A 12762-nucleotide genomic window follows, 5' to 3' on the forward strand; every position below is an offset into this window, starting at 1 on the left:
CACCGTCCGCCGGTCGAGTTGGAGCTGAACCATGGTGCCCTCCCAGTGACCCCACCGGCGGTCCGGCTCCTGAGCCGGATGCCCGGGTGCCGAGGTTGTCTGCCGTGGGCCTGCGTTCTGTGCTCGCGGCGCCGCAGGACTGTGTCGCGGTCGTCTCGGCGCGACTCCGTCCGCCACCTCCAGTGTCCATCGAGCGCGCCGTTCGCGGGGAAGGCCGTACAGGCCGCTTATCGGTCCGTTCGGCCCAGACCCGCGGGACCTTCGACAGCCCCGAGCCGAGCCCGGAACGGACCCGGCCGGACGCTGTGCGGTGGGCTTGCGCGGTTCACCGCGCTGGCGGACGGACGGTGCGTCCGCTCCCCTGGAGGAAGACGGATGGAATGGAGTGGACAGTCGTGCACGGCGATCCAGCACGGTCGGGTCACGGGGCTGAGCCCTCTGCCGAGGCCGGCCGTATGGCCGACCGGATGGCGGTGCGGCGCCGGCGGCCGGGCATCGGGAGCCGGGCGAGCGCCCCGGGACCGAAGTCGCCGGCCCGGCTCTCGACTTCCCGCGAGCGACGCACCGCCGGGTCGGGGAGGGCGGGGCGCGCATCCGGTCCCGGTGCGGCTGTCCGAGCAGGAGTGCCGGCAGCGGCTGGGAACGCACGGCGTCGGCCGCATCTCCTACACGGTCGGCCCGGGCAGGGAGGCTCCGATGGTGGTGCCGGTCAACTTCCTCGTGGAAGGGCGGAGCGTCGTCCACCGGACGGATCCGGTCGGCGCGGCGGATGTCCGTGTCGGAGAGGCGGTCGCCTTCGAGGCCGACCACGTCGACGAGCAGACCGGCCCGGGCTGGAGCGTCCTGCCGGTGGGCACCGCCGAACCCGGCCGATCACGAGGCGCTGGAGGCCCTGGCTCGAAGGCGTGGGACCGGCCCCTGGGCGGGGGGAAAGCGCGACTTGTGGGTCCGAGTCCTGCCGGACCGGGGCAGCGGCCGCGTCATCCAGCCACTGCGGGCGACGTAGGCGTCGCGCGGGTTCGCCGCCCCACCACCGGCCCGCCACGTCCGACGCGGGTTTCCGGGCCTCGCGCACCGACAGCCCGGTTCAGCAGATGCGCGGCAGTTGTTCACCGAGCGGCAGGTCGACGATCCGGCTTGCGCCCAACGCGGTCCTGGCCACGACCACGGACGGATGCTCCGCCACGCACGCGCCGACGACGACGGCGTCGCGGCCCAGGACGTGCGCGCGCATCGCCTCCAGTACCGCGTCCGCGTCCTCTCGGGCGACGAATGCCACGAGCCGCCCCTCGTTGGCCACGTACAGGGGATCCAGGCCGAGGAAGGCACAGGCGGCGGCCACCGGCTCGGGTACCGGCACCGCTCTCTCGTCCAGCACCACTCCGGTGCCGGACGCCCGTGCGACCTCGTTGAGTGAGGCTGCCAGACCGCCTCTGGTCGGATCGCGCAGGACGTGGATGTCGCGCGTGACGCGGAGCATCTCCCGCACCAGGCCGTGCAGCGGCGCGGTGTCGCTGACGATCTCCGTACCGAACGAGAGGCCCTCACGCACACTGAGCACTGCGATGCCGTGCTGGCCGACGGGACCGCTGAGGATCACCACGTCTCCCGGCCGGGCCCGCCCGGGCCGGATGTCGACCCCGTCGGGGATGAGCCCGATGCCGGAGGTGTTCACGTACACGCCGTCGCCGTGCCCCGAGTCGACGACCTTCGTGTCACCGGTGACCACCTGGACCTCCGCCGCCCGCGCCGCCGCGCCGATCTGGTCCGCGACCCGGCCGACCGTACTCATGGGCGTGCCCTCCTCCAGGAGGAAGGCACAGGACAGGTACGCCGGTACCGCCCCGCTCATGGCCAGGTCGTTGACCGTGCCGTTGACCGCCAGATCCCCGATGCCGCCACCGGGAAAGGCGAGCGGCCGGACGACGTACGTGTCGGTGGCGAAGGCGAGCCGTGCGGTGCCCAGGGTCACGGCGGCCGAGTCGGCGAGACCGGCCAGGACCTCACCGCCGTAGGCCGGGAGGAAGAGGTGCTCGGTCAGCTCCGCCGAGAGGGCTCCTCCGCCGCCATGGCCCATCACCACGACCGGATGGTCGCGCAGCGGGGCCGGGCAGGACCAGTCGGCGAGGTCCGTGGTGCCGTCAGTCATGGGCGACCGTCTCCTTGGCATCGGGCGTGGTGACTCGTCGGTACAGGTAGTAGGCGGCGCAGGCGCCCTCACTGGAGACCATGGTCGCGCCGAGGGGAGTCCGAGGGGTGCAGGTGGTACCGAAGGCCCGGCACTCGTGCGGCTTCAGCCGTCCCTGCAGCACCTCTCCGCTGCGGCACTGCGGTGACTCCTCGACGGTCAGGTCCTCGACGTCGAACCTGTGCTCCGCGTCGAGGTCACGGTAGGCCTCCCGCAGACGCCAACCACTGCGGGGAATCACGCCGATGCCGCGCCAGGAGCGGTCCGTCGTGCAGAACACTTCGCGCAGCGTTCGAAGCGCCGCCGGGTTGCCCTGCGCGGGCACGGCCCGCGGGTAGGCGTTCTCCACCCGGTGCTCGCCGCGTTCCAGTTGACGTACCGTTCGGCGGATACCCTCCAGGATGTCCAGCGGTTCGAAGCCGGTGACCACGATCGGTACCCCGTACGCGTCGGCGAGGGCCGGGTATTCAGCCGTCCCCATCACGCTGCACACGTGTCCGGCCGCGAGGAACGCCTGCACCCGGCACCCCGGTGACCGCATGACCGCCTCGATGGCCGGGGGCACCCTGACGTGCGAGACCAGAAGGCTGAAGTTGCTCAGGCCCAGCCTCCGGGCCTGGCGGGCCGCCATGGCGATGGCCGGGGCGGTCGTCTCGAACCCGACCGCGAAGAACACCACCTGTCGGTTCGGCTCCCGCCGTGCGACATCCAGCGCGTCCAGCGGTGAGTAGACGACGCGGACGTCCGCGCCCTCGCTCTTCACGCGGAACAGGTCGCGATGGCTGCCGGGGACCCGCAACATGTCACCGAATGAGCAGAAGACCACGTCGGAGCGGGCGGCGATGTCCAGGGCCTTGTCGATCACGTTGAGCGGTGTGACGCAGACGGGGCAGCCCGGACCGTGAATCAGCTCGATCCCGTCCGGCAGCATCTGGTCGATGCCGTGTCGGATGATCGAGTGGGTCTGGCCGCCGCAGACCTCCATCAGGGACCAGGGCCGGGTGAGGGACCGGGTGATGTCGTCGAGGAGCCGCCGGGCCAGCCCGGAGTCCCGGAACTCGTCGATGTATCTCACTGGTCGGGCTCCTCAGGTGCTTGACCCGCCTCCGCCGCTGCTCGGGCCCACGGATCTCCGAACTCCTCGTCCAGCGCGTCGATCTCCCTGAAGAGACCGAGGGTCGCGAGAGCCGATTCCTCGTCGAGCCGCTGGATCGCGAAGCCCACATGGACGATGGCGTACTCCCCGGTCGTGATGTCCGGCAGGTAGTCGAGGCACACCTCCTTGACGACCCCGCCGAAGTCGACGCTGGCCATGCGGATTCCGTCCTCTTGCCGGATGTCCACCACCTGCCCCGGCACCGCGAGACACATGTGCTTCTCCTTCGTTCGCTCAGTCGCTGCCGACTCGGGCTGCGATCACTGTCTGTCCCAGAGCGAGGCCGCCGTCGCCCGGTGGCACGACGCTGTGTCTCAGCACCGTGAAGCCCGCAGCGTGCAGAGCCGTGGCACACAGTTGGTCCAGCAACCCGTTGGCGAAGACCCCACCGGTGAGGACCACTGTGCCGATCCCCGTGTGCCGGCGGGCCGTGCGGCAGGCCGAGCACACGGCGTCCGCCACCGCCACGTGGAAGCGAGCGGCGATCAGCTGGGGCGGCGTGCCCGACCGCAGGTCCGCGACGACCGCGGTCAACAGACGTCCGGGCCGGTCGAGAGTGAACGGATAGCCCTCGCCGACCTCGCCTGCCGTGAGCGCAGCCGCCTCCAGCTCCACGGCGGCCTGGGCCTCGTGGTCCACCCGGTGACAGAGGCCGGCCAGGGACGAGACGGCGTCGAAGAGCCTGCCCATGCTGGAGGTCGGGACGCACTGCACACCGCGTTCCAACTGCTGCCGCAGCAGGGCGAGTTCACCATCGTCCGCGGCGGCTGCACACGGCAGGTCACCGGTCCACGCGATGCCCGCCGAGCGCAGGTGCGACAGTGCCATGCGGTACGGGTTGCGCACGGCCGCGTCGCCACCCGGGAGAGGCACGTACGCCAGATGGGCCAGCCGGCGGAAACCGGCGAGGTCGGCTTGGAGGATCTCGCCGCCCCAGACCGCTCCGTCATCGCCGTAGCCGGTGCCGTCGAAGGCAACGCCCAGCACCGGCTCCCGCACGCCGTGCTCGGCCATGGCGGAGACGACATGGGCGTGATGATGCTGGACCAGGCGGACGGGCGGCCCGTACCGGCGGGCCCACGCCGCGGACCGGTAGCCGGGATGCCGATCGGCCGCGACCAGGACGGGAGCCACGCCGGTAAGGGCGCGAAGGTGGCGCTCGGCACGCTCGAAGGCTTGTGTACCGGCCGGTGATCCCATGTCTCCGACATGGCCGGAGAGCCATGCGGACTCGCCTTCCGCGAGGCACAGGGTGTTCTTCAGGTCGCCGCCCGCTGCCAGGACGGGGCGCACGGGGACCGGAAGTCGGATGCGGGCCGGTACGTAGCCGCGTGAGCGGCGCAGGGGCAGCACGGAGCCGTCCGGCCGCACTCGGACGACCGAGTCGTCACACGCCACCGAGATGGGACGGTCGTGCCAGAGCCAGGCGTCGGCCAGGCCGTGCAGACGGCTCAGCGCCTCCCGGTCGTCGGTGACCAAGGGCTCCCCCGAGACATTGCCGCTCGTCACCACCAGCATCACGGGCCCCGCAGGATCACCGGGCAGACCGAGAAGAAGGCGGTGTACGGGGGTGTAGGGCAGCATGACCCCGACGTCCGGACACCGTGGACACACCTGGGGAGCCAGGGGCGAGGAGCGACGGCGGCGAAGCAGGACGACGGGACGCTCCGGCCCGGACAGGACGGCGCACTCTCCCGGTCCGACATGCCCCAGCAACGAGGCGGCCCCCGTGTCCGGCACCATGACGGCGAACGGTTTGCCCCCGCGTCCCTTGCGCCTTCTCAGTCCCGCGACGGTGCTCGGCGCGGTGGCGTCGCAGACCAGGTGGTACCCGCCCAGGCCCTTGACCGCCACGACGGCGCCGGCGGCCAGCAGACGTCGCGCTTCGACCAGTGCCGTGCGGCCCTCGCCCCGTGCGGATCCGCTCAGCCGCAGTCGCGGCCCACAGGCCCAGCACGCGATGGGCTGGGCGTGGAAACGCCGGTCGGCGGGGGACCGGTACTCGGCCGTGCAGTCCGTGCACAGGGGGAAGTCCGCCATGGTGGTGGCCGACCGGTCGTAGGGCGTGGAGGTGGTCATGGTGAACCTGGGGCCACAGCCGGTGCAGGTGATGAAAGGGTGCCGGTGCCGACGGTCGTGGGGGTCGGCCAGCTCGGTCAGACAGGCCTCGCAGGTGGCGGTGTCCGGCGGGACCAGGGTGCTGCCTGCCCCGGACGAGGTCGGGGCGATGGCGAAAGTGGTGCCGCCCACCAGCGGAAGATCGCTCGTGTCGACCGTTGAGATGTCGGCGAGCGGGGGCGCATCGGTCACGAGCCGTCGGCAGAAACGGGTCACCGTTCGCCGGGGCCCCTCGATCTCGATACGAGCCCCCGTGGGCCCGTTCGCGACCAGCCCGGCCAGGCCGAGCTCGGTGGCCAGGGTGTGGACGAATGGACGAAAACCCACTCCCTGCACCACTCCGCCCACCAGGACCAGCCGCCTGACCGGCTGCTCGGACGGCGCCACAGTCATCTCCGCACCGCCGCGGCGATGGACGAGAGCGGTACCGGCTGGTTCATGGAGGTCGCACTTTCTCGGCAGGGTGACACGCTCGTCGTGGTCGGGGAACGGCCGCGGTGGACGGGCGGTGCCTCACCGTAGAGCGAGGGTCGGCCGGTGCCGAGTCACCCCGCGCGTGTCACCCGAGGCACCCCCCGGACGGCTCAGGCTCCGCGATCGCGTCGGGGCGGTGCGATCACCGAGTGCCCATCCGGGTCCGGCCCGGCCGTCCGGCAGACGACGGGTCCCGCAACGCCTGTCAGCGCGGTGACCCGGGGGAGCCTGCGGCACCGGCCGGGCTCTCGTAGGCCCGTCCGACGCTCTCGAGCACCATGCCAATCAGCCCGGGGAGCGCGGCGGCCACCGGAGCGCTCAGTCCGCGGCCGAGTCCGAAGTCGGCCCCCTCCACGGCGTGCACCGTGACCTCCCTCGGCATCCGGTCCAGAGCCGAGGCCAGCGCGAAGGTCTCACCGAGGCCCAGCGCGTGGCTGCTGGCGGGTCGTTCGGCGAACTCCGTCGTGCGCTGAGCGGAGAGTGTGTGCAGCCGCCCCGGGCAGCCCGGGTGTGCGTGCACCGCGTCGGCCACCACCACGAAGTCGCCACGGTCCCACAGCTCGAGCATGCGCCCGGGCTCGCCGTCGCTCTCGGCCAGCAACGCGTGCCGCGGTGGATCTGCACGCAGGGCCCGGATCACGGCGAGCCCGGCGCCGTCGTCCCGGCGGAAGGGATTGCCGACACCGATGACCACCACGCGTCCGGTCACCGCTGGTCCACCGTCAGGTCGAGGAAGTGAGCGGAGCAGGAGATGCAGGGGTCGTGGTTGCGGACGGCCCGCTCGCACAGCGTCGTCAGCTCTCCGTCAGAGGGTGGTGCACCCGGCACGTCGAGGCGGCGCTGAACCTGGCAGCGCAGATCGTGTTCGATGGCCGCCTGGTTCTGCGCGGTGGGAGGTACGAGGCGGACCGTGCGCAGAGAGCCGTCGGTGTCGATGTCGTAGCGGTGGTAGAGCAGCCCGCGCGGTGCCTCGGTGGCCGCGCAACCGGTGGCCCGGCGGGGTGGTACATCGGTGTACGGCCGGGCAGGCGGATCGTAGGACTCGATGAGACGGAGTGCCTCGGCCACGGCGTGCGTCACCTCGACGGCACGGACGACGATGCTGCGGAACGGATTGCGGCACACGGCGCCGTCCGTCGGGTCGCCCAACCCGGCCTCACGCGCTGCCGCGAGGGCCGAAGGGTGCAGCCACCGGCCGCTGAGGGCGAAGCGGGCCAGCGATCCGGTGAGGTGGTGACGGCCGTCGAGTTCGGACACGAGCGCCGTGGAGTGCCGGACCTGCCGCTCGACCACGTGCTGCTCGAAGTCCTCTACGGAGAAGGAGTGCACGGAGGTGCCCCGCTCGGCCGGCGCGTCCTCGGCCGTGTCCATGACGGTGGGGCAGCCGGAGTCGATCGCGTATCTGCCGGGATCGCTCAGGGCGAGCAGTTGACCGTCGTAGCGGGCGTCGGGGAAGTCGAATCCGGACACCCAGCGCACGGTCTCCAGCGCGTCGTCGTGCGCCCGCCTCAAGCGCTCGACCAGTGGATCCAGTTCGGCCCGGGCGGGAACGCGGTGAAAGCCTCCCAGGCGAATGTTCACCGGGTGGATCGCACGGCCCCCGATCTGCTCCATGACGGCGTTTCCCGCCTGCTTGACACGTAGTCCCCGCTCGACCGCGGGCCGCTGTTCGCGGGCCAGTTCCACCGCGCTGGGGTAACCCAGGAAGTCGGGTGCGTGGAGCAGGTGGATGTGGAGGGCCTGGCTCTCGATCCACTCGCCGAGGTAGAGCAGCCGCCGCAGGTCGGCGATCGCACCGTCGACCGTCACCCCGCAGGCACGCTCGATGGCTTGGCAGGAGGTCATCTGGTAGGCAACCGGACAGATGCCGCAGATCCGTGCCGTGATGTCGGGCGGCTCGTGGTGACCGCGTCCGACCAGGAACGCCTCGAAGAAGCGGGGCGGCTCGTAGATGCCCAGCTTGGTCTCCACCACGGCCCGGTCGCGGATCGTCAGGTGGAGGGCGGCCTCGCCCTCGACCCGGGCCAGCGCCCCCAGACGCAGGGTTCTCGAGCCTCTATGACTCATCGTGGTCTCCCCGCAGGCCGGGACCGGCGCCTGCGCCGGTGGCGCCGCGGGCCGGTCGCTCCGCGAGGTCCGCCACCGGCCCGTACTCGGGGGAGGAGGCGTTGAACGTGCGGAAGACCCGCACGACGTCCCGCTCCGACATTCCGTCGTGCTTCAACTGGGCCACCATGGCCGGCATGTTCGGGTCGGCCACCGGTCCGAAGCAGCCGTAGCAGCCCCGGCCGTAGGCGGGGCACAGGGCGCCGCAGCCGGCGTGGGTGACCGGTCCCAGACAGGGCGTGCCGTGGGCGACCGTGATGCAGGTGGTGCCACGCCGCTTGCACTCGAAGCAGACACTGTGGTTGGGGATGTTCGGCTTGCGACCGGCCAGGTAGGCCGTGATGACCTCCAGGAGCTGGCCACGGTCGATGGGACAGCCCCGCAGCTCGAAGTCGACAGGCACGTGCGCCGCGATGGGCGTGGAGGTGGCCAGGGTCTCGATGTACTCGGGCCGCGCGTAGACGGCGGCGCGGAACTCCTCCACGTCGGCGAAGTCACGCAGAGCCTGCACGCCTCCCGCCGTGGCACACGCCCCGATGGTCACCAGGCGGCGTGAGATCCGCCGGACGTGCCGGATGCGCCGCGCGTCGGCGGCTGTCGTGACGGAACCCTCGACGAGGGAGAGGTCGTAGGGACCGGCCCCTTCCAGGGTCGCCGGTTCGTCGCCCCCTTCGGCACGGGACATTTCCAGGAAGTGCGCCACCTTCACCCGACCCGCCAGCGGCAGCAACTCGTCCTCGCAGTCCAGGAGAGTGAGCTGGCAGCCGTCGCACGAGGCGAACTTCCAGACCGCCAGGGTGGGCGTGGCGGGCGTGCCCTTCGGTGTGTGGGGGGCCATGTCACCGTTCTCTCGTGGCCAGAGGGATCCGCGCGCGGTCGTAGCCCACCACCGGACCGTCGCGGCACAGGAGCAAGGGGCCGAGCTGGCAGTGCCCGCAGTGCCCCACACCGCAGCGCATGTTCCGCTCGAGAGACGTCTGGATCCTGGGCGCGGGCAGCCCTCGGTCGAGCAGGGCCCGAGCGGTGTGCCGGATCATCACCTCCGGTCCACAGACCATCGCGGTGGCCCGCGCCGGGTCGGCTTCGCACCGGTCCAGCAGATCGGTGACCACACCTACGTTTCCCCGCCAGCCGGGGCCGGGCCGGTCGACGGTCACCTCCACCCGCGCGCCCGCCCGTCGCCAGCGTGCCAGCTCCTCGGCGTAAAGGAGGTCCTGCGGGGCTCGTGCACCGACCAGGACCTCCAGACGGCCGAAGGCGCCGGGACGATCGAGGACCTGATGCACCACGGGCCGCAGCGGTGCGATGCCGATGCCCCCGGCGATCACCAGGACGTCCGGTCGGTCACCGGCCGTGAGGTCCCAGCCGGTGCCGTACGGTCCGCGCAGGCCCACCCAGTCCCCGACACGCAGCCGGCACAGCGCTCGGGTGACCGCGCCGACCGCACGCACCGTATGCACCAGACGGTGGCCGTGAATCGCGCTGACCGAAATCGGCACCTCACCCACTCCGAAGGCGTACACCATGGCGAAACGCCCCGGTGAGAATCTCGGCAGTGCTCTGTCGGCCGGTGTCACTTCCACCGAGACGCAGCCGGCGGTCTCGGTGCCGACGGCGGTCACCCGGTAGGGAACGGGCACCGTGATCACGACGGCACACTTCCGTCCGACGCGTACAGATCGAGCAGTCGCAGCCGAGTGGCCTGGAGACGGTCGGCGATCACCGCGGCACTGCGCCGCATGAGCTCGTATCCGAGTCCGGTGTCGGTGGCGCACAGTGCGCGCACCTCTGCCGCGTCGAACTCCCAGGCCCGTACGGTCCCGACAGCCGTGGCCCCCAGGTGCCAGCGGTACGGGGGGAAGATCCACGACCAGCCGACCTGCTGGTGGGGCCCGAGGGTCTCCACCACCTGGGCCCGGCGTCCGGGGACGTACACGTCCAGGGCGACTGCCCCCGAGCGGATCAGCCAGAACCGGTCGGCTGTCTCCCCTTCCTCGAAGAGCCGGGCTTCCGCGGGAAAGCCCCGCGGTCGGGCGAGCGCGAACAGGCGCTGCCGTCGTTCGGGCGGCAGACTCCTCAGCAGTGGCGACCAGCCCGTCACGCCGCACCGTCCGGGACGTGCCGGGTCCAGTCGTACAGGGCCGCCGCTTCCTCCGTGATGTCGATGGCGACCGGGCACCAGACGACGCAGCGGCCGCAGCCGACGCACCCTGAGGTACCGAACTGGTCGTGCCAGGTTCCCAGCTTGTGAGTGAGCCACTGCCGGTATCGACTGCGCGGTGACGCGCGCACCGGTCCGCCGGGCAGATGGGAGAAGTCCAGGTCGAAGCAGCTGTCCCAGACCCGCCAGCGTTCGGCGTGATCCCCGGTGAGGTCCGTGACGTCCTCGGTCGTCGTGCAGAAGCAGGTGGGACACACCATCGTGCAATTGCCGCACGTCAGACACCGTGAGGCGACGTCGTCCCAGCGTGGTGCCTCCAACGTCTGCGACATGAGCCGACGCAGGTCCGTCTCCGGCATCGCACGGCCCATCAGTTCGACAGCGCCTTGGACCGCGCTCCGAGCGCGTTCCCGAAGGCCGGCGGCAACGGGCTCGCGGGGCAGGTCGCCCAGAATCTCCGCACCCTCCGCGCTGCCGCTGCGAACCCAGAACCGGTGACCGTGGTCATCCACGAGTTCGGTCAGGACGAGGTCGTAACCCGGGCCGGCGGCAGGACCCGTCCCCATCGAGGCGCAGAAACAGGTGCCGCCGGGTTCGGTGCATTCCACTGCCACGAGCAACGCCCCCGAGCGCCTGTTCCGGTAGACGGGATCGGCTTGCGGGCCCGCGTTCAGCACTCGGTCCTGAATCTGGATGGCTCGCAGGTCGCAAGGGCGGACGCCGAGGAAGGCGAAACGCACAGGTGTCTCGCTCTCGGTCTCGACGCTCACCCGTCCGTCCACTCGATCGGCTGTCCACTGCCGCACGCGGGCCGGGTGCAGGTAGGTCTTCCACGACTGCGGGCCGGCGGCATTGGCGAAGGCGGCCCCGTCAGGCCGCGGACGCAACCGGTATGTTCCGGCGTCCAGGTACGTCCCCCATCCGTACGGCAGCTCAGCGGCGGACTCGATCTCATCCAGTACGATCGCGCCGTCGCGGACGGTGGGGCCGATGACCGTGAGACCCCGTTGCCGAAGCACCTCGACCAGTTCGGGCAGCTGTTCACGGCTCAGCACGGTCTCCGCGACTGCGGCAGGTACCTGCGTGCTCACCGCCGTGCTCCGTGATCGGCGTTCGCCTGGTCGCGCACCGCACCGCGAACATGCGCAGCGGCGCGGAGAAGGGGCCGACTCTGATTTCGGCAGGACCGCGAACGGAGCGTTCTGTCATGTCTACGCAACACCAGGCGGCCGCCAAGCGACAGTCGTGTGCCGCACGCGGTTCCGCTCCGGTCCCGCTTTGCCACCCCGCAGCAATCCGCGCTTGGCGCCAGCGACCGTAGATCCGGTCTGACCATCGGTGACTCCCTACTGTGCCTCCCGCTCCGCCCTCATGCGGACGGCATGGGCTTTGAACTCCCGTTGCTGATGGTGTCGCGTTGTCCGTGCATACGCAGCACGAACACGGCCGTTTGCGCTGACGGTCTGGGGAGGCCGACGAGGCACCATGCTGTGCCCGGGACTGCACATGGCGCTCCTTTGACGGAACCTGCAGTTGGCAGGGCACCCTGAGCCGTGCGGGGTAGTTCGCACGGCTCCGTCGAGGCGACCCGCTCCGTGGTCCTCGGGTCGGGTGTGGAACAGCTCGGCTTCTGGTCCAACCTCCTGACCGGTCCCGGCGCCGACCACGACACCCTCGTGGCGCTGCGCCGGCAAGACCTGCCCAGCCTGAGGGACTGGACGCAGCGCCACAGCCTGTGCGCGGCGGCGGAACGGCTGACGCTCCCGGCCGGGGCAACCGGTGGCCGGCCGTACCTGCTGGACACGGCGCTGCAGCTGAGTGACCTCCGACCGGACAGGAACCGGGTGCTTGCGGACCTGACGTCGTGGCGGGAGCGGAGCAGCGGCGCCGAACAGTTCGTCGACGCCGTGGGGCTGCTGGAGAACGACACCCTCAAGGCCGCTTACGACGGGGTCAGTGAGCAGCTCGGTACCGACGCGCACGAGGACGCCTACCTCGTCACCGCGGCCGAGATGGCCGGTCTCTCGTCCAGGGAGGCGCGTGGGGCCGCCGTCGTCTGCCTGGACGCCCTCCAGGTGTTCGACCGGGACGGGAGTTCCTTGGCGTCGGCGATCTTCTGGCATGCCTGCGGGTTCCACGTGTTCATGGCTGGGTCTCCTTCACGGTGCGGGGCCTGGGGGCGGTGTGCGTCTGGGATCAGACTGCGACGGCCAGGCCGCCGCCGAGCCGGCGGGAGGCGTTGAAGACTCCGCTTGCGGTGCCGGTGTGGTGCGGCGGCACGCTGTCGACCAGCAGGGCCGTCGTCGGCGGCATGGCCGGCGGACCGCCCATCCCCACCGGGAGCATCGGCAACGCCGGCGCCCGGGTCGGTGTGGCCGCGGGCACCATGGCCAGGGCGATCAGTCCGGCGGGCAGGTTGATGAAGAAGATCATCCGCCGGCTGACCAGGCTGGCCGCGCCGCCTGCGACCGGATCGGCCGCCGAGGCGATGGCGCCGCCCACTGCCCACAGTGCGACCGCCCCGTGCCCGCTTGACGGGGTCGGCGCACGCGGCACGCT

12 protein-coding genes and 1 pseudogene are annotated in these 12762 nt (G+C 71.4%); 2 read left to right on the forward strand and 11 right to left on the reverse strand.

All coding sequences use genetic code 11. The features are described 5' to 3' along the window. Window positions 1–375 precede the first annotated feature (375 nt). Window positions 376–807 (forward strand): annotated as a pseudogene (locus tag AB0P07_RS34850) (pyridoxamine 5'-phosphate oxidase family protein); the annotation flags it as partial. 280 nt (window positions 808–1087) lie between these two features. Here the strand turns inward: AB0P07_RS34850 and hypE are convergent. From hypE to AB0P07_RS34900, 10 genes are all read right to left on the reverse strand, one after another. Beyond that, window positions 1088–2149 (reverse strand): hydrogenase expression/formation protein HypE, encoded by a 1062-nt coding sequence (hypE, locus tag AB0P07_RS34855; protein ID WP_365557977.1) that lies wholly within the window; start codon window positions 2147–2149, stop codon window positions 1088–1090. Beyond that, on the reverse strand, window positions 2142–3263 hold the full coding sequence (gene hypD / locus AB0P07_RS34860; protein ID WP_365557980.1) for a hydrogenase formation protein HypD: 1122 nt from the start codon (window positions 3261–3263) through the stop codon (window positions 2142–2144). The genes hypE and hypD overlap by 8 nt, the downstream gene beginning before the upstream one ends. After that, window positions 3260–3559, reverse strand: coding sequence for a HypC/HybG/HupF family hydrogenase formation chaperone (locus tag AB0P07_RS34865; protein WP_365557983.1), 300 nt, complete (start codon window positions 3557–3559; stop codon window positions 3260–3262). Before AB0P07_RS34865 ends, hypD begins: the two co-directional genes overlap by 4 nt. A 19-nt stretch (window positions 3560–3578) precedes the next feature. Next, on the reverse strand, window positions 3579–5855 hold the full coding sequence (hypF, locus tag AB0P07_RS34870) for a carbamoyltransferase HypF (RefSeq protein ID WP_365557986.1): 2277 nt from the start codon (window positions 5853–5855) through the stop codon (window positions 3579–3581). A gap of 286 nt (window positions 5856–6141) precedes the next feature. Then, window positions 6142–6645, reverse strand: a complete 504-nt coding sequence (locus AB0P07_RS34875; RefSeq protein ID WP_365557987.1) for a hydrogenase maturation protease — start codon at window positions 6643–6645, stop codon at window positions 6142–6144. After that, a complete protein-coding gene (locus tag AB0P07_RS34880; protein WP_365557990.1) occupies window positions 6642–8003 on the reverse strand; it encodes a nickel-dependent hydrogenase large subunit in 1362 nt (453 codons plus the stop codon). Before AB0P07_RS34880 ends, AB0P07_RS34875 begins: the two co-directional genes overlap by 4 nt. Beyond that, entirely contained in the window at window positions 7993–8880 is an 888-nt protein-coding gene (locus AB0P07_RS34885; RefSeq protein WP_365557992.1) for an oxidoreductase, read from the reverse strand. Before AB0P07_RS34885 ends, AB0P07_RS34880 begins: the two co-directional genes overlap by 11 nt. Before the next feature lies 1 nt (window position 8881). Then, window positions 8882–9691: an FAD/NAD(P)-binding protein gene (locus AB0P07_RS34890; RefSeq protein WP_365557995.1), complete on the reverse strand. Its 810-nt coding sequence runs from the start codon at window positions 9689–9691 to the stop codon at window positions 8882–8884. Then, window positions 9688–10143 carry a cyclic nucleotide-binding domain-containing protein gene (locus AB0P07_RS34895; RefSeq protein WP_365557997.1) on the reverse strand — a complete coding sequence of 152 codons (456 nt, stop codon included), beginning with the start codon at window positions 10141–10143 and terminating at the stop codon, window positions 9688–9690. Before AB0P07_RS34895 ends, AB0P07_RS34890 begins: the two co-directional genes overlap by 4 nt. Next, window positions 10140–11294: a 4Fe-4S dicluster domain-containing protein gene (locus AB0P07_RS34900; protein WP_365557999.1), complete on the reverse strand. Its 1155-nt coding sequence runs from the start codon at window positions 11292–11294 to the stop codon at window positions 10140–10142. The genes AB0P07_RS34895 and AB0P07_RS34900 overlap by 4 nt, the downstream gene beginning before the upstream one ends. Before the next feature lie 462 nt (window positions 11295–11756). Between AB0P07_RS34900 and AB0P07_RS34905 the strand changes: the two genes are divergently transcribed. After that, a complete protein-coding gene (locus tag AB0P07_RS34905) occupies window positions 11757–12446 on the forward strand; it encodes a hypothetical protein (protein ID WP_365558002.1) in 690 nt (229 codons plus the stop codon). On the opposite strand, the gene AB0P07_RS34910 is transcribed toward AB0P07_RS34905, so the two are convergent. After that, a complete protein-coding gene (locus AB0P07_RS34910) occupies window positions 12400–12759 on the reverse strand; it encodes an MFS transporter (RefSeq protein ID WP_365558005.1) in 360 nt (119 codons plus the stop codon). The two genes, AB0P07_RS34905 and AB0P07_RS34910, sit on opposite strands and share 47 nt — an antisense overlap. Window positions 12760–12762: the final 3 nt, after the last annotated feature.

The sequence above is a fragment of the Streptomyces sp. NPDC085944 genome, assembly GCF_040686295.1.
Lineage (GTDB): Bacteria > Actinomycetota > Actinomycetes > Streptomycetales > Streptomycetaceae > Streptomyces > Streptomyces salinarius.

Bases quoted from the DNA above. Each gene is read 5' to 3' on its own strand.
- hypF (WP_365557986.1), bottom strand. From the start codon at position 5,855: ATGACTGTGGCGCCGTCCGAGCAGCCGGTCAGGCGGCTGGTCCTGGTG.
- hypE (WP_365557977.1), bottom strand. From the start codon at position 2,149: ATGACTGACGGCACCACGGACCTCGCCGACTGGTCCTGCCCGGCCCCG.
- AB0P07_RS34865 (WP_365557983.1), bottom strand. From the start codon at position 3,559: ATGTGTCTCGCGGTGCCGGGGCAGGTGGTGGACATCCGGCAAGAGGAC.
- AB0P07_RS34880 (WP_365557990.1), bottom strand. From the start codon at position 8,003: ATGAGTCATAGAGGCTCGAGAACCCTGCGTCTGGGGGCGCTGGCCCGG.
- AB0P07_RS34885 (WP_365557992.1), bottom strand. From the start codon at position 8,880: ATGGCCCCCCACACACCGAAGGGCACGCCCGCCACGCCCACCCTGGCG.